At 38.0% G+C, this 25,325-nt stretch carries 22 protein-coding genes and 1 pseudogene; 2 read left to right on the plus strand and 21 right to left on the minus strand.

Translation table 11 applies throughout. From position 1 onward, the window contains the following. Positions 1-22 precede the first annotated feature (22 nt). The 9 genes from NTHER_RS13815 to NTHER_RS13855 form a co-directional block, all read right to left on the minus strand. A complete protein-coding gene (locus NTHER_RS13815) occupies positions 23-373 on the minus strand; it encodes an ATP-binding cassette domain-containing protein (RefSeq protein WP_052291986.1) in 351 nt (116 codons plus the stop codon). Further along, complete coding sequence (locus NTHER_RS13820) at positions 366-1,145, minus strand: ABC transporter ATP-binding protein (protein WP_041367219.1); 780 nt, start codon at positions 1,143-1,145, stop codon at positions 366-368. The genes NTHER_RS13815 and NTHER_RS13820 overlap by 8 nt, the downstream gene beginning before the upstream one ends. Positions 1,146-1,152: 7 nt before the next feature. Further along, a complete protein-coding gene (locus NTHER_RS13825; RefSeq protein ID WP_012449123.1) occupies positions 1,153-2,235 on the minus strand; it encodes a branched-chain amino acid ABC transporter permease in 1,083 nt (360 codons plus the stop codon). 2 nt (positions 2,236-2,237) lie between these two features. Then, on the minus strand, positions 2,238-3,110 hold the full coding sequence (locus NTHER_RS13830; protein WP_012449124.1) for a branched-chain amino acid ABC transporter permease: 873 nt from the start codon (positions 3,108-3,110) through the stop codon (positions 2,238-2,240). A 24-nt stretch (positions 3,111-3,134) separates the two neighbouring features. Continuing rightward, positions 3,135-4,019 carry an intracellular short-chain-length polyhydroxyalkanoate depolymerase gene (gene phaZ, locus NTHER_RS13835; RefSeq protein WP_012449125.1) on the minus strand — a complete coding sequence of 295 codons (885 nt, stop codon included), beginning with the start codon at positions 4,017-4,019 and terminating at the stop codon, positions 3,135-3,137. After that, positions 4,006-5,421 carry a sigma-54 interaction domain-containing protein gene (locus NTHER_RS13840; RefSeq protein WP_012449126.1) on the minus strand — a complete coding sequence of 472 codons (1,416 nt, stop codon included), beginning with the start codon at positions 5,419-5,421 and terminating at the stop codon, positions 4,006-4,008. The genes phaZ and NTHER_RS13840 overlap by 14 nt, the downstream gene beginning before the upstream one ends. A 137-nt stretch (positions 5,422-5,558) precedes the next feature. After that, positions 5,559-6,299: a 3-oxoacyl-ACP reductase FabG gene (gene fabG, locus NTHER_RS13845; protein ID WP_012449127.1), complete on the minus strand. Its 741-nt coding sequence runs from the start codon at positions 6,297-6,299 to the stop codon at positions 5,559-5,561. A 36-nt stretch (positions 6,300-6,335) separates the two neighbouring features. Continuing rightward, a complete protein-coding gene (locus tag NTHER_RS13850; protein WP_012449128.1) occupies positions 6,336-7,634 on the minus strand; it encodes an acetyl-CoA hydrolase/transferase family protein in 1,299 nt (432 codons plus the stop codon). A gap of 86 nt (positions 7,635-7,720) precedes the next feature. Then, positions 7,721-8,737 (minus strand): 3-oxoacyl-ACP synthase, encoded by a 1,017-nt coding sequence (locus NTHER_RS13855; RefSeq protein WP_041367991.1) that lies wholly within the window; start codon positions 8,735-8,737, stop codon positions 7,721-7,723. A 487-nt stretch (positions 8,738-9,224) separates the two neighbouring features. On the opposite strand from NTHER_RS13855, the gene NTHER_RS13860 reads away from it, so the two are divergent. Continuing rightward, entirely contained in the window at positions 9,225-9,869 is a 645-nt protein-coding gene (locus NTHER_RS13860; RefSeq protein ID WP_158438302.1) for a YdcF family protein, read from the plus strand. On the opposite strand, the gene NTHER_RS13865 is transcribed toward NTHER_RS13860, so the two are convergent. From NTHER_RS13865 to gcvT, 6 genes are all read right to left on the minus strand, one after another. Then, positions 9,859-10,905, minus strand: coding sequence for a sugar-transfer associated ATP-grasp domain-containing protein (locus NTHER_RS13865; protein ID WP_012449131.1), 1,047 nt, complete (start codon positions 10,903-10,905; stop codon positions 9,859-9,861). The two genes, NTHER_RS13860 and NTHER_RS13865, sit on opposite strands and share 11 nt — an antisense overlap. Positions 10,906-11,085: 180 nt before the next feature. Then, positions 11,086-12,495 carry a dihydrolipoyl dehydrogenase gene (gene lpdA, locus NTHER_RS13870; protein WP_012449132.1) on the minus strand — a complete coding sequence of 470 codons (1,410 nt, stop codon included), beginning with the start codon at positions 12,493-12,495 and terminating at the stop codon, positions 11,086-11,088. Positions 12,496-12,614: 119 nt separating this feature from the next. Continuing rightward, on the minus strand, positions 12,615-14,081 hold the full coding sequence (gene gcvPB / locus NTHER_RS13875) for an aminomethyl-transferring glycine dehydrogenase subunit GcvPB (RefSeq protein ID WP_012449133.1): 1,467 nt from the start codon (positions 14,079-14,081) through the stop codon (positions 12,615-12,617). Then, a complete protein-coding gene (gcvPA, locus tag NTHER_RS13880; RefSeq protein WP_012449134.1) occupies positions 14,078-15,424 on the minus strand; it encodes an aminomethyl-transferring glycine dehydrogenase subunit GcvPA in 1,347 nt (448 codons plus the stop codon). The genes gcvPB and gcvPA overlap by 4 nt, the downstream gene beginning before the upstream one ends. A gap of 2 nt (positions 15,425-15,426) precedes the next feature. Next, complete coding sequence (gene gcvH, locus NTHER_RS13885; protein ID WP_012449135.1) at positions 15,427-15,828, minus strand: glycine cleavage system protein GcvH; 402 nt, start codon at positions 15,826-15,828, stop codon at positions 15,427-15,429. Positions 15,829-15,830: 2 nt separating this feature from the next. Next, positions 15,831-16,928: a glycine cleavage system aminomethyltransferase GcvT gene (gcvT, locus tag NTHER_RS13890; RefSeq protein WP_012449136.1), complete on the minus strand. Its 1,098-nt coding sequence runs from the start codon at positions 16,926-16,928 to the stop codon at positions 15,831-15,833. 277 nt (positions 16,929-17,205) lie between these two features. Between gcvT and NTHER_RS16185 the strand changes: the two are divergent. Further along, positions 17,206-17,375 (plus strand): annotated as a pseudogene (locus NTHER_RS16185) (ATP-binding cassette domain-containing protein); the annotation flags it as partial. Positions 17,376-17,569: 194 nt separating this feature from the next. On the opposite strand, the gene NTHER_RS13895 reads toward NTHER_RS16185, so the two are convergent. From NTHER_RS13895 to NTHER_RS13920, 6 genes are all read right to left on the minus strand, one after another. Beyond that, positions 17,570-19,162, minus strand: a complete 1,593-nt coding sequence (locus tag NTHER_RS13895; protein ID WP_012449137.1) for an N-acyl-D-amino-acid deacylase family protein — start codon at positions 19,160-19,162, stop codon at positions 17,570-17,572. A gap of 14 nt (positions 19,163-19,176) precedes the next feature. Then, positions 19,177-20,160 carry an ABC transporter ATP-binding protein gene (locus NTHER_RS13900; protein ID WP_012449138.1) on the minus strand — a complete coding sequence of 328 codons (984 nt, stop codon included), beginning with the start codon at positions 20,158-20,160 and terminating at the stop codon, positions 19,177-19,179. After that, positions 20,160-21,143 (minus strand): ABC transporter ATP-binding protein, encoded by a 984-nt coding sequence (locus NTHER_RS13905; protein WP_012449139.1) that lies wholly within the window; start codon positions 21,141-21,143, stop codon positions 20,160-20,162. The genes NTHER_RS13900 and NTHER_RS13905 overlap by 1 nt, the downstream gene beginning before the upstream one ends. 73 nt (positions 21,144-21,216) lie before the next feature. Beyond that, positions 21,217-22,128, minus strand: a complete 912-nt coding sequence (locus tag NTHER_RS13910; RefSeq protein WP_012449140.1) for an ABC transporter permease — start codon at positions 22,126-22,128, stop codon at positions 21,217-21,219. A gap of 24 nt (positions 22,129-22,152) precedes the next feature. Then, complete coding sequence (gene nikB, locus NTHER_RS13915; protein WP_012449141.1) at positions 22,153-23,073, minus strand: nickel ABC transporter permease; 921 nt, start codon at positions 23,071-23,073, stop codon at positions 22,153-22,155. A 178-nt stretch (positions 23,074-23,251) separates the two neighbouring features. Then, complete coding sequence (locus NTHER_RS13920) at positions 23,252-24,826, minus strand: ABC transporter substrate-binding protein (RefSeq protein ID WP_012449142.1); 1,575 nt, start codon at positions 24,824-24,826, stop codon at positions 23,252-23,254. Positions 24,827-25,325: the final 499 nt, after the last annotated feature.

Genomic DNA, 25,325 nt, shown 5'->3' on the forward strand with positions numbered 1-25,325 from the left:
TGTATCCTGTGTTTCCAAAATTTTACAGAGTTTTATCCTTTACATAGAGAATCTTTTTATTTGTACTATAAGCCCCTATTATTAGATTCTCTTCAACTGTCATTCTGGGGAAAATCCGTCTACCTTCCGGTACTTGTATTATCCCTTTGCTGACTATCGCTTCCGGAGATAGTTTGGTGAGTCTCTTATCCCCTGACAAAACTTCTCCCTGGGTAGGTGTTAATAATCCTGAAATAACTTTTAAAATAGTAGTTTTACCCGCTCCGTTTGCACCCAAAAGTGCTGTGATCTCCCCCTCCTCTATAGACATGTTAATGTCCTCTAAAGCTTTGATATATCCGTAATAAGCTGTTATATCAACTAATTTAAGCACTTGCATCCTCTCCTTTACCCAGATAAGCCTCTTGTACCTTAGGGTTCTTTTGGATGTCTGCGGGATTGCCACAGGCAATTTTTCTGCCAAAGTTCATCACGGTAATTTTATGGCAAATTTCCATTACCAGGCTCATATCATGTTCTACTAGGATAACGGATATGCCGAACTCTTCCTGAACTTGTGTAATTAACCCAGCCAAGTTTTGAGTCTCTCTTTCATTCATTCCTCCTGCCGGTTCATCAAGTAACAGCAATTTAGGCTGGGAGATTAAAGCCCGACCCATCTCAATCTTTTTCTGAATTCCAAGGGGTTGAGAGGTTGCTGGCATTTTCAAAGTATCCTTTATATTTAAAAATTCCGCTATGGATTCAGCTCGTTCCCTGGCTTTAGATTCATCACTTAAACTACCAGGTAGGCTTAAACCTTCCAAAAGTAAACCACTTCTCATATTGGAATGATAACCTACCATTAAGTTCTCTAGGACAGTTAAATTATCAAAAAGTTCCACATTTTGAAATGTCCTACTAATACCGCATCTTATTACCTGATGTGGTGATAAATTTAAAACATTTTGCCCATTATCTAAAAGGATTTTTCCCTTATCCGGTGTATAGAATTTACTGATACAATTAAAAACGGTAGTTTTCCCCGCCCCATTGGGTCCAATTAAGCCGTGAATCTCTTGTTGGTTTACATCCATAGATAACTCATTCACCGCAACTAAACCGCCAAAGCTTTTAGTTAAATTTTCAATTGATAATAAAGCCATAGTAATATCAACCCCCTGGTCCTTCATGTTTAGATTCCGAAGTTTGGTTTTCTTTTGAGCTATTAAAAGAATTGTCAGATTTAGCGCTTTCTGTACCTGATTGATAGCTCACACCGATAATTGCCAGACCACTTTTACCCCACTTGACAAACTTTCTGTATAGGCCTTCAGGAAAATAAATTATTGTCAAAATCAACAGTATCCCTGTAATAATAAAGTTAATGCTTCTAATTCCCTCTAAGACCGGTAAATTACGAGCCAAGTTAGGCACAATTTCTAAGAATGCAGCTCCAACCACACTGCCACCTATTGATGCCAGCCCCCCTATCACTGTCATAGCAACTAAATCAAGGGATGCTTCCAAACCCCAACGGGTTGGTTCAATAAATCTGATCAAATGAGCATATAAACCTCCAGCAATACCCACGTAGAAAGTGCTGATAGCAAAGGCGATCATTTTATATTTGAACATGCTGATACCTACGGCCTGAGCTGCATGACTGCTATCTCTCATGGCCATTAAAGCCCTACCAGTTTTGGAGTTAAGTAAGTTATAAGCAAAGATAGCCAATATAACTAATACTATTGTGCCTAGTATTAATGAATGCTCACGTTGAATGATTTCAAGCCCAAATATTTCTGCCGGTGGTGCTCTTCTACCTGAAAAACCCTCGGTAAAAGCAGTCCACTCAATGAATATGTGCTTAATGGTCATTCCGAGACCTAAAGTAGCGATAGCCAGGTAATGACCTTCTAATCTTAGAGCTATAGCTCCTAAAATTAGACCTAATAACATGGGAATGATTCCTGCAACTAACAATCCCAAAATAAAGGATAAATCCATAACTTGAGTGATATAAGCGGACAGATACGCTCCCAAGCCCATAAAAGCTATATGACCTAGGGATACTTGACCCGAATAACCTAACAGAATATTAAACCCAATGGCACCAATGGAATAAATGACGATCATATTCAGAATAGTCATTTGTCCCCGGGAGAAGATGGGGAGATAGATATTCACTATCGGGACCAGTATAAATAATAAACCCAGGGTGATATACAGATAAGGCCGTTTGAATACAATCATTTTTACACCTTCTTTCCAGGGTTTTTACCTAGTATTCCGTAAGGCTTAATGATGAGAACTATAATAAGCAATCCATAAACAATCACCGTCTGCCAAGTTAAGGACACATAATAACCGATTAAGTTATCTGCAATTCCTATAATAAAACCACCAACAACAGGTCCGATAAAAGAACCAAAACCACCAAGTACTGCAGCAATAATTGATTTTAAGTGAACTTCCATCATCATAGTAGTAGAAACATTGGTAGTAGGAGCTACCAGGACTCCGGTGACAGCTCCCAAGGTGGCGGCAATTATCCAGGACAACATGTGTATTCTTTGTACGGGAATTCCCATTAATCGAGCCGTTGTTTCATCTTGGGATGTTGCCCTGATTGCCATGCCCCAAAAGGTATTGTTAAGAAGATAGAATAACACCAGCATAATGACTATAGTAACCCCTATGATAAACAGGGCATTAGGACGAAGGATAAGATCTCCCACGACTATGTTATCTGCAGCTACGGCAGGTCTCATATAATGCGAGTCTATCCCGAATATTGCAGCTGCCAAACCATCAATTGCCATTATTAACCCTAAGGTGATAATCATTCTTCCTATTTTACTAGCTTTATGGGCAGGTCTAATACAAAACCTGTGTACAAAGCCACCTAAAAACACGGCAAAGATAATTGCAGCTAAAAATGCAACAATATAGGGTAAATCTCCTCTCCATAAAGTAAAGGCTAAAAAACTTGCAAACATGGCCATCTCGCCTTGGGAAAAGTTAATAATGGTGGCAGTTTGATAGATCAAAACAATTCCAAGGGCTGCTAGAGCATATAAACTTCCTGTTTCTAAGCCGGAAATTACTATCTGGATAAACACAGACATTTATATCCACTCCCACTCTCCTGGTTATTGTAAAAAGCTTTCCAGTTCTTTCACTACCCATGGCAAATCGTCAATCATCAGATTATGCCCACAATGCTCATTAGTCACCAGTGTGGCAGAAATTCCAAGGTCAGAGATAGTTTCTCTGATCATTTCCCTGGTGACAACCTGATCTAAATCACCCCAAAGTATTTTAGTAGGAAGTTTAATATCCCTCGCTTCTCCAGTACCGTAATCGACGCCATTGCTCACTTCACTGATGTTAAACTTGTTTAGGGCATTATAGACATCAATTAAATTGCGCTGAGTTAAAATATCGTCTAAGTATTCTTCATATTTTTCCGGGGAAGGTTGATTATTGACGTAGATTAGCTGATTCCAAATCTGACGTACAACTTCCCGATCTTTTCTTTGAAATGCCTTAACTATGGAATCAAATTCCTGGGCTACCTCATCCCTAGTGATAACCCTTTCTAAAGGTTGTTGCTCTTGATCACTTTTATAGATAGGATAACCACGTGTAGAAATGGGTGCTAATAGAGCTAGTTTATCAGCATATTGAGGATTATCGGCGATCAATTTCATAGCAACAGCACCGCCAGTTGACCAACCAACCAGATAGAATTTTTCAAGATTTAATTTATCGCAAAATTGGCGCAAAACCAGAGATAGATCTTTTATATCATTAATTGGTTTGTTATAAGTTGAGAGCCCAAAACCCGGCAAGTCTATGGCATAAATTTGATATTTCTCGGTCAAGTTTTCCATTAACAGATCCCAGTGCTTCGAAGAAGTCATATTTCCATGAACCAAAACCAAAGGATAACTAGAGCTAGACCCTTCACGCCAGCGGTAATAAATTGTCTCCCCCCTGGGTATTTCCACAGAATCAATGTTAATCCGAACCATAAATACCCTCCTTGAGTCCGTATTTTTTCATTTTTCGATACAGTGTAGACCTGGGTATATTCAATATACTAGCTGCCATGGATTTATTGAAATCATAAAGTTCTAGTGTTTCTCTGATAACCTTTTTTTCCACCTGTTCTACTATTTCATTTAATCCTTCTTCCGGATAACTTGGAGATTCGCTAATTTGCAATTGTTTTAGAAGTTTTATGGGTATATCGCTCTTCTCAATTACAGTGGTTTCAGCATTGACTGCCAAGCGCTGAATAATATTTTTCAGTTGCCTGATATTACCCGGCCAATCATATTTTTGAAGTACCTCAACTGCTTCTTGAGAAATTTGTTTATTCTCTCCCATTTCTTGTTTAGTTTCGTATAGAAAATCTTCTGCCAGTAGTGCTATATCTTCTTTTCGATCTTTAAGAGGCGGTATATTCAAAGTCAAGACATTTATCCGATAAAACAGGTCCTCTCTAAAATCATCAGTTGCAACTAACTCTTCTAAATTCTTATTGGTTGCAGCTATAATCCTGACATCAACTTCCTGTTCTTTTTGGCCTCCCAGTCGCTCTACCTCCCCTTCTTGAATAACTCGCAAGAGCTTGGCCTGCATTTTTTTCGGCATATCACCAATTTCATCAAAAAACAGGGTGCCTTTGTCGGCAAGTTCAAATTTACCTGGTTTTCCTTCTTTAGAGGCGCCTGTAAAAGCCCCACCTTGATAACCAAATAGCTCGGATTCCAGTAAATTTTCTGGTATAGCAGCACAGTTTACTTTGATAAAAGGATGATCAGAACGATGACTTTCATTGTGAATGGCCTGGGCAAAGATTTCTTTGCCCACTCCACTTTCACCCGTTATAAGTACATTTAAATCAGTTCGCGCTGCTTTTTTAGCATTTTGTTTACATGCTTCCATTTTAGAGGAACAGGTTTTGATATTATCCCAAGAATACTTAGTACTATAAATTTGGCGCACTCTTTGTTTGTAGTGGTCTAGTTTCTTTTCCAAGAGCTTATTTTTATCTGCCAAGTCCCTTAACTCTTTCAAATTTTGAAACAGAACCATGCCGAAACCGCCGACAATTTCACCACTGTCATAATCGTAAATTGGTATTCTGTGAACGACGGCATCTTCTCCTGTTCTTGCGAATTTATGTTTTTTAGCTATATCAAATTCACCGGATTTAAGCACAACGGGCCATTTGCTATTATGATCGACCTCCACAGCCGGGCGACCTATGGCCTGCTGTTTTGAAACTTTCAATAGATCAGCAAAGGCTCTGTTTATCATTCGAATAATCCCTTTTTCGTCCACAAGGATCACTGGCACGGGAATCACATCAAAAATCCTGTCTACTACATCAACTACATTTTCAAAATTTTTGAGTATTGTGCTCACAAGCAGACCTCCCCCCACAGATTTGTAGCAATACGCTACATTCTGTGAGAAAATTTCGACAATAACCAGTTTAATCCTGCACTTGTTTTTTAGTTGTTAATAGATAATTGATAATTGTTTACTTGGATTAGTAATCTCTACAGTACCACTCCACCGTCTACACCATAAACTGAACCTGTTACAAAAGAGCTGTCATCAGAAGCCAGAAAACAATAAATATTAGCAACTTCTTCAGGACTTCCCAATCTATTAAGAGGTGATTTTTCCTGCATCATATTAACCACTTTCTCGGGCATTTCAGAAACCATTTCAGTTTCAATGAACCCGGGGGCCACTGCATTTACTCGTACATTATTTTTACCCAGTTCTTTAGCCCAAGTTTTGGTCATGCCTATGACTCCCCATTTAGTTGCTGCATAGTTGGTCTGGCCAAAATTTCCATATAGACCTACTACGGAAGAAGCATTTAGAATAACTCCCTGTTCCTGCTTTTTCATGATTTTGGCTGCTTTTTGGCCTACTAGGAATACACCTTTTAAATTGACATTAATTACTTTATCAAACTGTTCTTCTGCCATTTTAGTTAAAGTGGCATCAGCAGTCACTCCAGCATTATTGACAACTACGTCCAACTTGCCGTAATCATTTACGATTTGATCAATGAGTTGATCTACCTGGGTTTTATTGGTCACATCAGTTACTTTGGCTTCAATACTTCCTCCACTTGCACTCAGGGCATTCCTTGTCTCAGACAGTGTCTCTTCCTCTACATCGCAAATGATTACCTTAGCCCCTTCATCTACAAACTTTTGAGCTGTAACTTTACCAATTCCAGCTGCCCCTCCTGTAATCAATGCCACTTTATCTTGTAATTTCACAATCAATCCCTCCAGTTATATTTAAAATTTAGTTCTCTAAATAATCCCTTTACTTTTTGCCTCAGATTTTAATTCTTCTCTAAAATTCGGGTGAGCTATATTTATTAAATTTTCGACTCGTTCTTTAATTGAGCGCCCTCTCAGGGCTGCTACACCGTATTCTGTAACTACATAATCTACGTCATTTCTAGGTAAGGTGATTCCTGCTCCTTCATTCAATGCAGGAACTATTGTCGAGATAGTATCATCTTTGACTGAGGAGTAAAGGGCAATAATTGACTTACCACCCTCTGACTTCTGTGAACCTACAGCTGTATCACATTGGCCGCCGGTTCCACTGTATATAGAATGACCCAGACTTTCAGAACAAACTTGACCTGTTAAATCTACCTGCAATGCAGTGTTAATGCTAACCATTTTCCAGTTATGACCAATAATATATGGGTTATTTACTACTTTACCCCTCTGAAATTCCACTCCCAAATTATTGTCTAGAAAGTCATAGAGCTTTTGAGAACCATAGGCAAAGGTAGCCAACATTTTATCTTTCCAAAGGGTTTTTTTCCTATTAGTAATAACACCTTTTTCATATAGATCTACCATACCATCTGTCATCATTTCGGTATGAATACCTAAATCTCGTTTATCTTCCAGGGCTTTTGCTACTGCGTTTGGTATTCCACCTATTCCCAATTGCAAAGTTGACTCGTCTTCAACGAGTTCGGCAATGTAACCACCTATCTTATGATCTTTGTCTGTAGGTTCTATTTCTGGCAAAGTAAATAGAGAAGTATTATTTTCAACTAAATAATCAACCTGAGATATATGAACATTGATATCTCCATAGGTCCTGGGTAAATTTTCATTAATCTCTAAAATAACTATATTGGCTTGTTCTATAGCCTCTTTCTCGTAGGTAATACCAAGGGACAAGGAAAAATTCCCGTGTTTGTCCATTGGGGTGGCAGTACCTAGAAAAACATCAGGTTTTCTATATTGGAACCTACGAGTGGCCGATAAATGAAGATGATTGGGAATATAGCTGACATTGGCACCTTGTTTGGCAGCTTTTCTGACATGAGGGCCATAAAACCAGCTTTCCATGAAAAAACTATCCTCCATACCTTCCTGACTGTAAAAACTATACTCTGCCAGAGGTAAACAGGTGATAACCCTGACATCCCTCACATAATCTCTTCTACTTCCCAGCTGGTTCATTAGCCCAGGGGGTTGTGAAGCAGCCATGGCTGTTACCACCTCATCACCGGATTTAATTTGTGAAACCCCTTCGTCCAAAGAAACTAGTTTTTTACGATATTCCTCTTTGAGACGCATTTTAGTCCCTCCCAAAAGTTAACTTTGATAAGATTCAATTAAAAAATCTATTAAGCCCAGGCTAGATTAAAGTAACATATCCTTCTTTAATTACCCCATTTAATAACAGAGGCATTCCAGGCATAACCTATGCCTGCACTTACCCACACCACTAAATCACCATCTGTAATTTTTCCCTGTTCCAGGGCGAGCTCAGTTGATAAAATTTGATCGAATTGACCTAAATGGCCGTATTCTTCAAGATAAATAGATTGTTTTTCAGAAAGATTCAGTTCTTCCAGAACACCTTTGTGAGCTGATTTTTTCATATGAAGAAGGGCTAGATAATCGATATCACTAGTGCTATATCCACTTTTTTCTACAGCGGTTTCAATCACTTTAAAGAAGTTCTTAATTGATACTTCATCTAATCGCTCCTTCATACCCTCAGGATCCGTCACATCTAAGTAATTTTCTTTATTCTTGATGGCTTCACTGCTAATTGGTTGTTTAGTACCTCCTGCCGGTACTATTACATCTTCAGATAGAGAACCATCGGTTATAATTGAGCTTTCGAGCACTTTATTTTTGTTTAATCCTTTTTGCAAAATCATGGCGCCTCCACCAGATCCTAGATTATACATAAACCGTACTCGTGGATTTTCATAGTCAATAAAATCACAGTTCCTATAACCACCAGCCAACAACACTGTATTAATATCTGGATTAGCCATCATTAAAGACTTAGCTATCTCGATTCCAACTACCCCAGTCCCACAACGTTGACTTATATCAAAAGCCCAGGCATTTTCGGCCCCGATTTCATACTGTAGTTTTATCCCGGCAGTCCATAGCAACCATTCTTTATGTTCTTCTCCAATATAGATGACCAGATCAATGTTCTCGGGATCTATTTCTCCTTTTTCAATTGCCCTATTGGCAGCCTTGATGCCCATTTCACAGGTGTGGTCTTCTTTTCCGGGGATTGGTTTCTGTTTAATTCCCATTTTGTCCTCGATTACATCCTGAGGAACGCCGCTTTTATTTGCCAATTCCTGACTAGTCATAAAATTATCGGGTATATACGTAGCCAGGGAAACGATACCTATACTGTTTCTGTTCATCTGTTGATCTGACACTGCAGCCACCTCCGAAATTTATATAACTATAACAATTTATGTTTAAAAATTTGCAATTTTCATGCCATTTTTTATTCTACCTATAAGAACAGGCAAAACCCCTTTATAAAGCTCTAAATAAAAAATAACCCTGCCCGTTATCTGCACAGGACAGAGTTATCATCTGTTGTATATTAATACAATCTACTTTTGATAGTGTTTTTCTATGTTGCAAACTGGCCTTTCATATCAGACAATACTTGTGTTGCGGACATGCTTTTGTTTTATTTTGCTACAATGTTTCGTTTTGCTACATCTATAACATTTTTGGTGTTAATATTGAAATCAAGTACAAATAATTATAAGATAAATTTAAGAAGATGATCATCTTTGCCATCAGTTTATCATGTATTTATGAGTTATCTAAAAAGAAAGGAATGACAACATGATTAATATCAACAAAATCAAAAATATAACCCAACAGAAACCTCTAATGACAACTTTGGTTATGTTGTTACTTGTGGCTATTTTGATTTTGACAATATTTTGGGATAATCTACTAACGGCCATTGGAAAATTTCTGGTAGCTGAAGAACCCCTAGAACGGGATGGCTCTTACATCCTAGTCCTACAAGGCGGTATTCCAGATAGAATTGCCCATGGGGTTGAACTTCATCAAGACAACTACGCTGAGAACATCTTAATGGTAGAAAGCAAAAGCTTTACCAATTACGAACTCATGGAACAGAAACAGTTAGATCTGCCTTCTAGTGCCGAAATCAATAAGCAAGCCGCTATGCAAATGGGGATTGACGATGATCAAATTAATATTATCCCTGGAAAAGTAGATAGCACTCAGCAAGAAGCAGGTAAAGTCGCCCAGTATTTATCAAGCAATTACCATAGCGAAGAAGACCTTAAGGTAATTTTGGTAACATCTAGATACCATTCTAAGAGGGCTAAATTAATTTTACAAACAGAACTAAAGGAACATGACTTAACAAACATAGATATAGTTTCGTCACCCAGTCATTATGACCCTTATTATCCTGATGAGTGGTGGAAGAACAGAAGACAAGCCCGAAATACTTTTATGGAGTATTTAAAATTAATTAATTTTTATACCTTTAACTTTTAGTCAGGTAATTTTGGATTAGGTTAAATTGAGGATGAGATTTCAACCCTCCATAACCTATATCAGCTCCCATCAGGCCCGGTAAGCTGTTTAATTCCAACAATACAGGGCCATGGGGGGCTATACCTATATCCCAACCCAGTAGTACCCCAGGGAATAAGGAAATATTATTCTCAATTAGCTGTCTTGCCTCTCGGTAAAAAGGTATTTTAAAATTTTTAAATCTAAATCCACTATCTGGATGGAACTCTCTTTGATCACCACTATAATGCAAGTGAGTATAGCCGTACTTTTTTAATATACCTTTTTCCTGATGAATTGGGACGAACAAACCTCCTTTACTAATATTATCTACCCTTTGACTTTTTGCACCGAACCTCATTAAAGCTGCCAAAAGCATAAACTCATCTTGTTCTCTATCATAAAAAGTGATAAATCTAATGGTATTCAAACTCTTATCGTATATTTGATTAATGCTTTTATGTTGAGACACTTCGGTTTCAAAGATAAAATCAGAGTCTATCATATCAGAAAAGTCTAATCCATCAATATTCTCTTCAGTAATACGACCACAACCTGCTCCTCCCATACCTGAAACAGGTTTATAAAAAACTTTCATTCCAGTAGTAATGGTTTTTTTAATCTGTTCTTCAAATTGTTTTGGTGACAAAGGAGATATTTCCCCATGATTAAATTTAAAATAATCATCCTGTAAATTCCACCCTATCAAACTAGGTACCGGAACTTCACTTTTTCTGGCATAAAAATGAAAAAAGAGTTTATTACTGGCCACTTTATCTATAATATCTGGAGTATCCTGTCGGCTTTTATTCATTATCTCTGTTTCTTGTTTCATACTTAAATAATTACCTATCGCAGTTATATGTGGCCTGTACAAAAATTTTAAAAAATAATGATAGGGTAACGACTTATCACTATAAAATAATCTCCATAGATCATATAACATGGTCGTTAACGGCTTACGTTTCCTTTCCTGAATCAAATTTCTAAATCTCTGTTTGGCATTGCTTAGATTCATATTATCGACACCACCATAGATAATCTTCATTATTTATAAGCTGTATTAAATGTGTAAAAAAAGGGCGTATCACTATTACGTGATACGCCTATTTTTTCCATAAATGAGTCAATTTATTAAATTGATGTGTTTTTTACATCACCATCTAATGTAATGTTAGATATTGCTATTGCTATAATTTTACTTTTTCTTCTTTTTGGGTAACTGATGAAGGGGCATATCTAAGGAGTCCAGAGCGGCTTCCCAAAGAGTTTCGCTCAAAGTAGGGTGAGGATGAATCAACTCTCCCAGATCAGCGGTTTTTAGTCCTTCTTTGACTGCTACAGTTCCTTCTTGTATTAAATCAGAGGCATGAGGACCCATAATATGGACTCCTAAAACCTGATCCGTTTCTTGGTGAGATAATATTTTTACCTGACCATCTATTTTGCCTTCTGCCAAAGCTTTTCCATTGGCACCAAAGGGAAAGCGTCCTACTTTATAAGGGATTTCTTGTTCTTTAAGAGAAGCTTCATTTTCTCCCACGGAAGCAACTTCTGTGACTGTAAATACACAATTAGGAACTGCTTTATCATCATAGGTTCTTTCTTCACCCATGGCATTTTCAGCAGCCAAAACGCCTTGATGATGTGCTACATGAGCCAACATGGCACCTTGACTTGCTGCATCCCCTATTGCATAAACACCTGGTATATTTGTCTCTAATTTCTCATTTACTTGTATCCCATCTTCGCCTATTTCCAAATCCAATGCTTCTAATCCATCTAAATGAGGTTTTCGTCCTCTAGAAATCAATACTTTATCTGCCGGTACCCTTTGTTCCTTACCTTTCTTTTCTACTACAACTTCTAAACTCTTCTCACCATCGTGTTCACGAATTTCTTTAACCTGGCTTTGGGTCATCACATTAACTCCAGCCCGCTTCAAAATGCTAAATAAACGCTTGGCAATATCGTCATCAACAGGTGAAATGTATGGTGTTCTTTTTACCAGTGAAACATTAACCCCAAATTCCGACATTATACCTGCCAATTCCACACCGGTGACTCCACCACCGATAACCACCAGATCATCAACTAATTCTCTCATTTCTAGTATTTCATCAGTACCAATCACATCTTTGTGATCGGATCCAGGAAGATCAGAAGTGGCAGACTCAGAACCTGTAGCTATAATTACAGAGTTGGCCTTTACTTCCATTTTTGAGCCATCATGCAAGTCAACCTCTGCTTCTTTATCGGCTTTTAATTCACACCTACCAAATACAGTTTGAACTCCGGCTTTTTTCAACAGCTTTTTAACACTATCTTTTAAATTTCCCACAATTTCTTCTTTTCTATCACTAACTCGCTGATAATCCAAATTAATATTATCTATTTGAAATCCGAATTCATCGGCTTTTTTCATCTCAGTAAATAGTTCTGCACTTTTATGAAGAGTTTTAGTAGGAATACATCCCCGATTAAGGCAGGTTCCACCGATTTCATCCTTTTCTACCATCATCACCTGAGCTCCCAGTTGAGCACCTCTTAAAGCTGCCACATATCCACCTGGGCCACTACCTACTATTAATAAATCGACTTGTTCCACAATAACACCTCCGCAGTTTCAATAATAAGCGTAAATTGTGCCCACATAAACAGTGGGCACAATTACTTCTAAAAACAACTTATTAAGTTATCTTGTCGTATTTATTCGTGTTATTTCGACTATTCTTCTGCTGGATACCACCTAACCACAGGTTTCCTAGCAGCCGTAACCTCATCCAATCTCTTGACAGGTGTAGTATAGGGAGCATTTTGAACTGTTTCAGGATCAGATTCAGCTTCTTGGGATATTTGTTTCATAACATCGATAAATTCATCTAAGGATTCTTTGGATTCAGTTTCAGTAGGTTCTACCATCATAGCTTCATCCACAATTAGTGGGAAATATACCATGGAAGGATGAACACCGTAATCTAGATGCCGCTTGGCTATATCCATAGTTGAAACACCGTAGTTTTTCTTCTGTTTATTACCACTGATTACGAATTCGTGTTTACATGGTAATTGATCATGGTCAAGTTGATAAATGCCTTTTAATTGTTCCCGCAGATAGTTTGCATTTAATACCGCGTCACTACTTACTTGTTTCAGGCCTTCCATTCCCATATAACGCATGTAGCTGTAAGATTTTATAATCACATTTATATTACCGTAATAACCATGAACTTTACCAATAGTGTTGGGAACATCATAATCCAAGACAAATTTATCACCTTGTTTTTTTATATCCGGTACTGGTAAATATGGTTCTAGTTCTTTTTTAACAGCTATGGGGCCACTGCCAGGGCCACCGCCACCGTGGGGTGCAGAAAATGTTTTATGCAAATTGAGATGAACCACATCAAAGCCCATATCCCCTGGTCTGGCATAACCCATGATGGCGTTCAAGTTTGCACCATCGTAATACAAGAGACCTCCGACTTCATGAACCGCTTCTGCTATATCCATAATTTCTTCTTCAAACAATCCCAATGTATTTGGGTTTGTTAACATTATACCCGCTACATCTTCATCTAAATTGGCCTTCAAGTCATCAAAATCAACTAAACCTTTTTCATTGGATTTGATCTCCACCAGCTTAAAACCAGCCATGGCTGCACTAGCAGGGTTAGTGCCATGGGCAGAGTCCGGACATAAAATCTTAGTGCGTTGTTCTCCCTTAGCCTCTAGGGCAGCTTTCATTACTAGCAGACCAGTTAGCTCGCCATGAGCTCCAGCTGCCGGTTGGAAGGTTACTCTATCCATACCAGTAACTTCATTGATAAACTGTTCGGTATTGTACAACATCTCCAGAGTTCCCTGAATATGGTCTTCTCTCTGATAAGGATGTAGCTGAGTAAATCCTGGCATTGATGCAATATCTTCATTAACCTTAGGGTTGTATTTCATAGTACAAGAACCTAAAGGATAAAACCCTCTATCAACATGATGATTTTTAATAGATAATTCTATAAAATGCCTAATAGCTTCATTTTCAGAAATCTCAGGTAGACCAGGGGTCTCTTCCCTTATTTGTTCTTCTGGTAGCAAATCTTTTAGGTCTTGTTCGGGGACATCGCTTTCTGGCAGGGAGAAGCCCTTCCTCCCACTGCCTCCTAGTTCAAAGATAAGAGCTTTTTGTTTACTCATTTAATACCCTCCAATCCAAGAACCAAATTGTCAATTTCTTCTTTGGTTCTTTTCTCAGTCACACAGATCAACATGTGATTTTCTAAACCAGAATAAAAGCGTCCCAGGTCAAGACCTCCTACTATCTTCCTGTCAAGAAGTTGCTCATTTATCTCACTAACAGGTTTGGGTGTTTTAATTACGAATTCTTTGAAAAAGGGTCGGTCAAAGGCCAATTCATAACCATCTAATTCTGTTATTTTCTCTTTGGCATAATTAGCTTTTTGTAGGGACAAGTTAGCTACTTGTTTTAAACCCTGGGGGCCCATTAATGTTAAGTAAACACACGCTGCCAGAGCATTCAGGGCTTGGTTGGAGCAAATGTTAGATGTAGCTTTTTCTCTTCTGATATGCTGTTCTCTAGTTTGTAAGTTTAACACAAACCCCCTATTACCTTCTGTGTCAGTAGTTTCACCAATTATCCTACCAGGCATTTTGCGAATTAATTTTTTCGTGCTGGCAAAGAATCCTAGTAAAGGTCCTCCCATGTTCATGGGGTTTCCAAGACTTTGGCCATCACCTACTACAATATCAGCACCGTGTTCTGCAGGGGGCTTGATAAGCCCTAAGGAGATAGGATCAGCACAAACTACAAACATGGCTTTATGCTCTTTTAACTTATCTTTGATTCCTTCCAATTGCTCTAAATTTCCAAAGAAATTAGGTGTCTGAGCAATATAGCAGGCAACATCTTTCGATAGGGCATTTTCAATTTCTGTTTTATTTGTTACGCCACCATCCTGGGGAATTGTTTTTACTTCAAACCCCTGATTTTCTACATAAGTTCTTAATACTTGTCGATAACTAGGGTTAACGGTTTCTGAAACCAGGACAGTATTGCCTTTTGCAGCTTTTAAGCTCATTAATGCTGCTTCAGCCACAGAAGTTGCACCATCGTACATGGAAGCATTGGCGACTTCCATACCGGTAAGTTCAGAAATCATAGTTTGATATTCAAATATTGTCTGCAGGGTACCCTGGCTAGCTTCAGCTTGATATGGTGTGTATGCCGTATAAAATTCACTTCTTTTCAAAATGTGTCCTATGGCACTGGGAATATAATGATCATACACTCCAGCCCCTAAAAAAGGAGTGTATTCTGTTAAGTCTTCATTTTTATCGGCCAGGTCCTGCATGTGTTTAATCAACTCTGGCTCAGATAATGAAGGTGGTAAGTCCAGATCTCGGTCCAGTAGGACATCCTTGGGAATATCTTTAAAAAGCTCACGGACCGAGTCTACCCCAATAGCCTCTAACATTTCCCTTCGCTCATTGTCAGTATGAGGTAAATAGTTATTATTCAAAACTATTCCTCCTCTTCAATTTCTTGTAAATAATTTTGATATTCTTCAGCGGACAATAACTCTTCTAACTCAGACTCATCAGAAAGTTGAAAGACAGCTATCCAACCATCTCCATAAGGATCCTGATTAATTAATTCAGGACTATCTTCTAAGTCTTCATTTATTTCATCAATTGTTCCAGATACCGGAGCATAAGTATCTGCTACGGCTTTTACAGATTCGATTACCGTAAATGTTTCTTCCTGTTCATATTCATCCTCTTCTTCAGGAAGTTCTACAAAGACAATATCTCCCAATTGATCTTGAGCATAGTCAGTTACTCCGACACAAACTTTCCCATCTTCAAGTTTTTTAATCCACTCATGATCCTTTGAATAATAAAATTCTTCTGGTACATTAACCATTTTTATCCCCTCCTATAAAAAGGTGTTTTTACAATTTTTGCTTTTGCAGTTTTCTTTCTTATCTTCACTTCAATTTCATTACCTTCTTGGTCATGCTCAGGCTTAATGAAGCCAAGCCCTAGGGCTTTATCAAGAGTTGGTGATTGTGATCCCGAACTAACAAAGCCAATCTCCTGTCCGTCTTTCATCAAGATATAATTGGTTCTTGGAATTCCCCTATCGATCATCTCAAATCCTACAAGAACCCTTTCTAGACCTTGTTCTTTTTGGTTCACTAACACATCTTTGCCTAAAAAGTCTTCTGTTTTATTCAACTTAACAAAAGGATTCAGTCTGGCTTCTAGGGGGGTAATTTCAGGTGACAATTCATTACCGTATAATGGCAAACAAACTTCAAATCTAAGTACATCCCTAGCTCCAAGACCAATTGGCTTTAATCCATCATTTTCACCGGCATCTTCAATCTTTTCCCAAAGTTTGGCTGTTTCTTCTGCCTTGATATAAATTTCAAAACCATTTTCCCCAGTATAACCAGTGCGGGAAATTAAAGCTTTCACACCATCTAAATCCACATCTTCCTTGAAATTAAAAAATTTAATCTCTTTAAGAGGAGTATCCGTCAAGCGTTGTAATATTTTTTCGGCCTTGGGACCTTGAATCGCTATCTGACCATATTCATCAGAAAGATTTTTCAATTCAACACCTTCAGTATTATTTTCCTGAAGCCATTCAAAATCCTTGTCCGTGTTAGCTGCATTAACAATAAGAAGGAATTTATTTTCATCCATTTTATAAATTAAAAAGTCATCTACAGTTCCACCGTTTTCATAGCACATTGGTGTGTAAAGTATCTTACCCGGTTTTAATCTGGCCACATCATTAGGGACCATTTTTTGAAGATACTCTAAAGCCTTTGGGCCTTCTACTATTATTTCTCCCATGTGGGAAACATCAAATAGACCGGCCTCTTTTCTAGTTGTCATTACCTCGTCAATAATACCTGTGAACTGTACCGGCAAGTACCAACCACCGAAGTCAATTATCTTTCCCCCTCGTTCTTTATGGATATCATACAAAGGGGTTTTTTGTGGGTGGGTCAAAAAATCACCTCCATAATCTAATCACCTCTGCAATTAAATATATTATACAAAAAATAAAAAATTCCTCTTGCTCCCAATCTAGTTATTTTGTGAACTTAAACAGGCGAGTTGTCTGAAAATTTAACTTTTAAACAGCTATGCTATAAATAAAAAGAGAGTCTTTATAAATAACTTTTATACTATCTTCTCTGGATTCCTGCCTTAATTCAAAAAGTTACTAAATATCACATAAAACAACAAAAAGTAACTCTCATGGTCTCTGTTAGCAAAATACCTCAAAATAAGACAATGTGTCGAGTTAAGTGGAGGACAACAACAAGGATAGGTGTTATTAGAGCACTAACAGCAGAACCTCCAATAATTTTAATGGATGAACCCTTTGGTGCCTTGATTTCTATCACCAGGGAACAATTGCAAGACGAACTTCTAAAATTACTAAAACGATTATTTTCGTAACTCAGAACTGAATTATCGAGTTGATGAAGGAGGAGAACTCCCAAGAGATGTAGCCGAGGAATTCTTGAAAGATCAGGGGTTAATTGATTAAAGATGATTGTTGCTCGGTAGTAGCTGAAATTTAACAATAATTAAAGACAACAAAAGAAGCGGCTTATTGAGCCGCTTCTTTTGTTATTACCATTCTACTTTAATGCTGACTTAGCTTTTAAAACTTGGCCTGGAAGCGAACCATTATATCGCCCTTTTTGTAGGACTCGTTGGCCATTGATAAATATTTCATCAATTCCAACTGGATACTGACAAGGATTATCAAAGTTTGCCATGTCCTTGATTTTATCTTGATCAAATACCACAATATCAGCGTAAAAACCTGGTCTTAATAATCCTCGATTATAAAGTCCTAAACGAGTTGCTGGAAAACCAGTCATCTTCCAAATAGCTTCTTCTAAGGATAATACCTTCTCGTCCCTGGCGTATTTACCAATTACGCGGGGAAAGGTCCCAAAATTTCTCGGATGTGGTCTACCTTCACTTAAAGGTCCTTTAGTTGAAAGAGATGAACCATCACTTCCTATCATAACATAAGGACTTTTCATAACTTTTTTAACATCATCTTCACTCATGGAAAATGCAATCATCTGGCAGTGTAGTTCCTCTTCTACCAAGATATTCATCACAACTTCTTCAGGATCGCGTTTCCAATCACTGGCAATATCCGAAATGGTTCTCCCTTCCAAATCTTTGTTATGGTTTGTTTTGACCCGGGCAATTAATATATCAGACCATTTGCGATCTTGTTCAAATGATTCTCGCAAATATTTTTTTAATTTTTCTCGCTTTTCTTTTCTGGTCAATCGTTCCAAACATGCCCTACGACCCCCTTCTAAAATTTCTTGGGGAAGTAATGATACTAATCCTGTACTAGTAGCAGTATAAGGATACTGATCCATAGTAATATCTACTCCTGTTTGTCTCGCTTTGTCTACTAAGGCAAGAGTTTTAGATACTTTTCCCCAATTTGATCTTCCTACGGCTTTGTGATGAGATATCTGGACTTTAACACCGGCCGATTCAGCTACTTTAATAGTGTTATTAAGGGAGTCGATTAATCTATCTCCTTCATTTTCCATATGAGTCATGTAAATCCCATTATAATTTGATACTATAGTAAGTAATTCAATTAACTCGTGATCATCTGCATAGCTCCCAGGGGGATAAATTAGCCCAGAACTCATTCCAAATGCTCCATCATTTAGGGCAGATGCTAATATTTCTTTCATTCGAGAGAGTTCTTGTTCTGTAGCCTGGCGAGCTTCATAACCCATGACCTGTTTTCTGAGAGTGCCATGTCCTACAACACCCACTACATTAACTGGCAAGCCTCGTTTTTGAAGTAGATTAAAATACTCGGAAAAAGACTCCCAGCAAGCTTTAATTCCTTCTTTTTTTAATTCATCCACCACAATGTCCCGATTTGGTCCCTGTAATGGTGCAATAGAATTACCACATTGCCCCATCACTTCTGTGGTAACACCCTGACGAAGTTTACCTTCCGCCCGAATATCTTTAAGAAATTTGTCATCGGAATGAGAATGAATGTCTATAAAACCAGGAGCTATCACCTTGCCCTGAGCGTCAATAATTTCACTAGCTTCTTTCTGATGTAGATCACCAATAGCAGCGATTTCATTATCCTTAACAGCTATATCACCGTAAAACCAGGGGCTACCCGTGCCATCAATTATCTTGCCATTACAGATGATAATATCAAACATAATAAGACTCCCCTTTATTCATATAAATGACAATATACATAATGATCGGCCTTCACTTTATTAAAAGAAGGTTTTTGTTGGGAACACCTTTCATGGCTTTCAGGACAACGAGTATGAAACACACAACCTGAAGGAGGATTACTGGCACTGGGAACATCACCTTTAACTACAGCTCTTACCGTGGTTGCATCGGGATCTGGTGTGGGTATTGCTTCCAACAGTGATCTAGTATAGGGGTGTAAAGGATTGTCAAACAGCTCATCCACACTGGTTAATTCCATTATTTTACCGAGATACATAACACCTACTCGATCAGAAATATGCTGGACCACTGATAGGTCATGGGCAATGAATAAATATGTCAACTCTAATTCCTGCTGAAGCCTTTTTAACAAATTAATAATTTGACTTTGAATCGAAACATCAAGAGCACTAACAGGTTCATCACAGATGATCATTTCCGGTTCCAGAGATAAAGCCCTGGCAATGCCAATCCTCTGCCTTTGTCCACCACTAAATTCATGAGGATATCTTCCGATATGATAGCTGGACAAACCAACCATTTCCATTAATTCTATGACTCGACTACGAACTTCAGTACTATCCTTGGCCATACCATGATACTTTAAAATTTCACCCAGCATGTCTTCCACAGTAGCCCTGGGCTGCAAGGAGGAAAAGGGATCTTGGAATATCATTTGAACTTTTCTACGATAATTTTTCAAGTTTTTTCTCTTAAATTTAAAGACATCCTGGTCTTCAAAATACGCTTCACCTGCAGTGGGTTCTAACAATCTCATCAACATCTTTCCAGTAGTTGATTTTCCACATCCCGATTCTCCAACTAGACCCAAAGTTTCACCTTTTTTAATATTAAAGCTGATATCATCTACGGCTTTAACATGGCCTATAGTTCTGGACAAAATACCGCCTTTTATGGGAAAGTGTTTTTTTAGATTCTTTACTGTCATTAAATTGTTGGGACTATTAGTTTCCACTACAGGTCACCCCCTCCGACATTTCTTGGGTAAAAACATCTGACAAAATGGTTATTTTCCTGTTCTATCAGTTCTGGTTCTTGTGTTTGGCATTTTTCGGAAGCATAATCACAGCGGTTATGGAATTTACAACCCTGGGGTAATTCTAATGGATTAGGGACAGTTCCCTCTATTTCGTATAAAAAATCTGTTTTAGAATGTAATTTAGGTATAGATTTGATCAGACCTTCTGTATAAGGGTGAAAAGGGGTTTTAAACAATTCTCTAATATTGGCAATTTCAACTACTTTCCCACTGTACATTACGATAACTCGTTCACACATTTCAGCTACAACTGCCAGGTCATGAGTTATCATGATAATAGCAGTCGATAATCTTTGCTTTAAATCCTTCATCAGCTCTAAAATTTGAGCCTGGATTGTAACATCTAATGCAGTGGTCGGTTCATCAGCAATTAACAATTGGGGGTTACAGGATAAAGCCATGGCAATCATTGCTCTCTGTTGCATACCACCACTTAACTGATGAGGATATTCCCTAGCCCTTTGCTTAGGTGATGGAATGCCAACCATATTTAAATACTCTATTGCTTTATTAAAAGCTTGTTTTTTATCAAGGCCTTGATGCAATCTCAGTGTTTCTGAAATTTGATTACCAATAGTGTAAACTGGGTTTAATGATGTCATGGGTTCTTGAAAGATCATAGACATTTCATTGCCACGAATTTGTCGCATTTGTGATTCACTTTTTTGCAGTAAATCCTCTCCCCTAAATGAAATTTCACCGGATATCTGGGCAGTATCGGGTAAAAGCCTCATTATAGATAAAGAAGTTACACTTTTTCCACAACCCGATTCTCCCACTATCCCCACAGTTTCTCCCGTGCTTATCTGAAAGTTGACATCGTCGACAGCAGAGACTGTACCATCTGGGGTATTAAAATGAGTTTTTAAATTTTTTAATTCCAGCAAAGTGGAGTTCACGGAATCACCCCTCATAAATGTTTCTTAAATTATTGAACTCGAATTCTTCTGCCTAAAGTTGCACCTGTGGACATTATTCTTTTAGCCTGGGATCTAGCACATCTCTAAGAGCATCACCTAGTAAATTAAACCCTAAAACTATAGTCGCAATTGCTAATCCAGGAAAGGTGACTCCCCACCAGGCGTACCGCAAGTATTCACGTTCCATTGACATTTGAATTCCCCAGGTGACCTGTTCAGCACCAGCACCTAATCCTAAAAAACTCAAACTTGCTTCGGCTATTATGACTACAGCTATAGTCATAGTGGAGTATACTATAATACTGGCCATACAGTTAGGCAATATATGACGGACCATTACCTTTATATCGTGAAACCCGACACCTCTGGCAGCTTGGATGTACTCTCGTTCACGCAAAGATAATACTTCACTTCGAACCAATCTGGCAAAGGTTGTCCAACCAGTAACTGATAGAGCTAAAATAACATTTTCCAAACCCTGCCCTCTCGCAGCCATTATAGCTAAAGCAAGGATAATGCCAGGAAAGGCAATTACTGCATCAACAATTCTCATAAGGATTGATTCAACAATACCGCCATAGTACCCAGAAATCAAGCCAATTGGTATACCAATTAACATTCTTATTAGTATCACAGTCACTCCTACAAATACAGAAATTCTAGAACCATATATTACTCTACTAAAAACATCCCTTCCCAAAAAGTCATTGCCCATTGGATGTTCTAAACTGGGCGGATCATGGGATTTAGATATATCCTGGTCAAAGGGATCATGGGGTGTGATATAGGGCCCGAACACAGCTATAAACAGAAATAAGGCTATAATTATCAATCCTATTATACCAGTGGGACTTTGTTTAAATCTTCTAATGGCATCTGATTTAAAACTTTTATTTTTAGTTTTGGTATTTTCCGTTTTCAATTTGTCAATTTTTTTTAAAGTCTCTTCTTGTGGATTTGACATAAAACCTGTCCCCCCTTATCACATTTAGTCATATCTTATCCTTGGATCTAAAAATCCGTAGCAGATATCAGTTATCAAGTTAATCACTATGAATATTACTGCAAATACAAACAGAATCCCCATGATCATAGGCATGTCTCTTGCCATCATGCGTTCAAAAGCAAATCTCCCCATTCCGGGATAGGCGAAAACCGTTTCAACAATCACCGAACCACCGAGTCTAGCAGCTAACTGTAAACCAACTATAGTCACAACTGGTAGCATAGCGTTTTTCAAAGCATGTTTATATATAATTGCTTTTTCTCCCAACCCTTTAGATCTGGCAGTTCTAACATAATCCTGTCTAATAACTTCTAACATACTGGAACGCGTCAATCGGGTAATCAAACCTGCAGAGGCTGTTCCCAAGGCAATGGCAGGCATAATTAAATGCCAAATCGTCCCACTACCACTGGCTGGTAGCAATTGTAATCTATGTGAAAATATAAACATAAGCATCAATCCCAGCCAAAAGTTAGGTAAGGAAATTCCCAAAAGAGCAAACACCCGAGCAATGGAATCAATAACTGTATTTTGCTTGACTGCCGACAAAATTCCAATGGGAATTCCAATTGAAAAAGATACTACAAAGGATGCCAATACAAGGTGAAGAGTCGCAGGAAGCCTTTGCAGAATCGACGGTAAAACTGGTCGATGATCACGTAAGGAGGTACCAAGGTCACCCTGTAATACTCCACTCAGCCAGTCCAAGTACTGTTCATGAATTGGCCTGTGAAGACCCATAGCTTCGCGCATTCTTTCCACCGTTTCGGGATCAGCATCTTCTCCCGCCATAATTAGCGCTGGATCGCCAGGCATGATGTGTACCAGTGAAAATGTTATTATAGTTACGATAAAAAGTACCGGAATTGCTTGAAGCAATCTTTTTATTATATAAATGTGCACGAACCTACCTCCTTCCAATATTACAACGAATATTATTTAGGAATATACTTGTATTTGGAACTACCATGTATTTAGGGGCGGGGGAGTTAAGCCCCGCCCCTAATTGGGAACTGGTAATACCTACAAGTTTTATTTTGTATAACTCATTTGTCTTAGATATCAGGTCTCATAATTATTCTTAATCCCAGTAAGCATCCTTCATATTACGATATCGCTCAATATAGTTGTAGTCCATATTAAAATCAGAATTCCAAACTACAAGTATTGTACTATTTCTGATGGGAATATCAACCGCCTCTTCACTAAAAATCTCTTGAATTTCTGAGTACAGTTCTGCTCTTTTTTCTTGATCATCCACGGTCCTTCTAGCTTCTATAATCAACTCATCCATTTCGGGATTTTCATAATTGGAAGCCCCACCTCCATCTACATATCGCTGCATAAATTCATCAGGATCTGTCATATTAGTCATCCCAACTGAACTAAGCTGATAATCACCATCAAGAGTACGGTCCAACATGGCACCAAAGTCCATGGTATTGACATCTAAGTCAATGCCGGCTTCTTCAAATTGTGCACTTAACATTTCACCAAACTCCATATTGGTGTTAGAATCACTCATGATCAATTCTAATTCAATACCCTCTTCGTAACCTGCTTCTTCTAGTAGTTCTCTAGCTTTCTCTGGGTCATGTTCATAAACTCGAACTGCATCAGGGTCATGGGCCCAAGTCCCTTCTATGATGGGAGTATGAGCCCTGTATGAAGTAGGGAAAATGTGTTCAACTATTTGATCGTAATCAGCAGCCTTATTTAATGCACGACGCACTTCTAATTGGCTTAATTTATCATGACCGTCGTAGCCGTGATTGATAAAAATCGGAAAGTAATTTAAGGTTCGTTCCTGTATCAAAGTATAATCGGGATTTTCATCAATATCATCAATTTCTTGGTCAGGCACTATCCCTTTATCAATATCACCAGCCATTAAGTCCGCATATATCGCTTCCACTTCTGGTATTTCGCGTCTAATAATCTTCTTCAGTTCAGCCGGGCCTTCATGATAATCCTCATACCGTTCTAAGGTCAGTGTATCATTAGGTCTCCATTCAACTACTTTAAAAGGACCTGAACCGATAGGTTCATAGGCAAAAACGTCTTCTCCCTCTTTTTCTTCTTCTACTTCATCCACATCCTCAAAAGGGTTTCTAGGAGCTGCATGTTTTGGAACAATGAATCTATCTAGATCGTGTAAAAAAGCAGCATGGGGGTCTTCAGTTTCAAATTCAACGGTATAATCATCTATTGCTTCTACCCTCTTAATGTAATCAATTCGCTCTTTATGAGGTGATCCAAATTCTGGATCTAAAATGGTTTCATAGGTAAACTCCACATCATGAGCAGTTAAAGGTTCTCCGTCATGCCATGTGACATCGTCTCTTAATTCAAAAACATAAGTGACATCGTCATCCTTGACTTCAATATCAGTTGCCAGATCTTTTTGGATTTCCAAATCACCATCTGGGTAAACCAGTGAATTAAAAACCATTTCAAAAACTTCTACAGAATATGTAGAAACTGTAGCTCTAGGGTCAAGGGTATCGGCTTCTTCAGTAATTCCCCAAACCAGTTCATCAGTGGATTCAGCAGGACCAGTGTCGCCCGCTTCTTCATCAGATGAGCAAGCAGTGACAATGGTTAGGGAAAAGATTAGTATACAAGTTAATATTGTCAACAACCTTTTTCTAAACAAATTCATTCCCCCTCGAAAATATTTTATTTGGGTTTTGTATTGCGGATAATTTACTTTATAATAGTACATATTTTTATTGATGGACCACCTCCAGGTCACACAGTCGTTACCCAGTCGAACTACTTTCTTTATTTCAATTCCACTCTAGCTATTCCCTTTTTTGGACGCTATCTTTTGGAATTCCAATTTTCTGCAATTTTTGATTTTGTTTCCTTTTGAAACAAGGTTTAACCAAGGGATGATAGTACATTATTTGCTTTCAGACAGTGTTCCCTTTATTTTTCTATAAAAAATTCTTATTTCCTGTTAGTATTAAAAAATTATTTCACTATGTAACAAAGATGTAAGGTGATACTAAGTATAGATCTTAGAAATTTTGATATCTTTAACAAAATTAACTTTAATAAAAATTAACAGTTAAAATCTCTAAAGCAGGAATAATCAAGTAGGTCGCGAAATTTATAACTTGTTAAGCTATAATCAAACTAGCACACAAATC

It is taken from the genome of Natranaerobius thermophilus JW/NM-WN-LF (assembly GCF_000020005.1).
Lineage (GTDB): Bacteria > Bacillota > Natranaerobiia > Natranaerobiales > Natranaerobiaceae > Natranaerobius > Natranaerobius thermophilus.

Excerpts from the sequence above, each read along its gene's own strand:
- NTHER_RS13820 (WP_041367219.1), bottom strand. The coding sequence starts at position 1,145 with ATGGCTTTATTATCAATTGAAAATTTAACTAAAAGCTTTGGCGGTTTA.
- NTHER_RS13825 (WP_012449123.1), bottom strand. The coding sequence starts at position 2,235 with ATGATTGTATTCAAACGGCCTTATCTGTATATCACCCTGGGTTTATTA.
- NTHER_RS13830 (WP_012449124.1), bottom strand. The coding sequence starts at position 3,110 with ATGTCTGTGTTTATCCAGATAGTAATTTCCGGCTTAGAAACAGGAAGT.
- phaZ (WP_012449125.1), bottom strand. The coding sequence starts at position 4,019 with ATGGTTCGGATTAACATTGATTCTGTGGAAATACCCAGGGGGGAGACA.
- NTHER_RS13850 (WP_012449128.1), bottom strand. The coding sequence starts at position 7,634 with ATGCGTCTCAAAGAGGAATATCGTAAAAAACTAGTTTCTTTGGACGAA.
- NTHER_RS13855 (WP_041367991.1), bottom strand. The coding sequence starts at position 8,737 with ATGAACAGAAACAGTATAGGTATCGTTTCCCTGGCTACGTATATACCC.
- NTHER_RS13860 (WP_158438302.1), top strand. The coding sequence starts at position 9,225 with ATGACAACTTTGGTTATGTTGTTACTTGTGGCTATTTTGATTTTGACA.
- NTHER_RS13865 (WP_012449131.1), bottom strand. The coding sequence starts at position 10,905 with ATGAATCTAAGCAATGCCAAACAGAGATTTAGAAATTTGATTCAGGAA.
- gcvPB (WP_012449133.1), bottom strand. The coding sequence starts at position 14,081 with ATGAGTAAACAAAAAGCTCTTATCTTTGAACTAGGAGGCAGTGGGAGG.
- gcvH (WP_012449135.1), bottom strand. The coding sequence starts at position 15,828 with ATGGTTAATGTACCAGAAGAATTTTATTATTCAAAGGATCATGAGTGG.
- NTHER_RS13895 (WP_012449137.1), bottom strand. The coding sequence starts at position 19,162 with ATGTTTGATATTATCATCTGTAATGGCAAGATAATTGATGGCACGGGT.
- NTHER_RS13910 (WP_012449140.1), bottom strand. The coding sequence starts at position 22,128 with ATGTCAAATCCACAAGAAGAGACTTTAAAAAAAATTGACAAATTGAAA.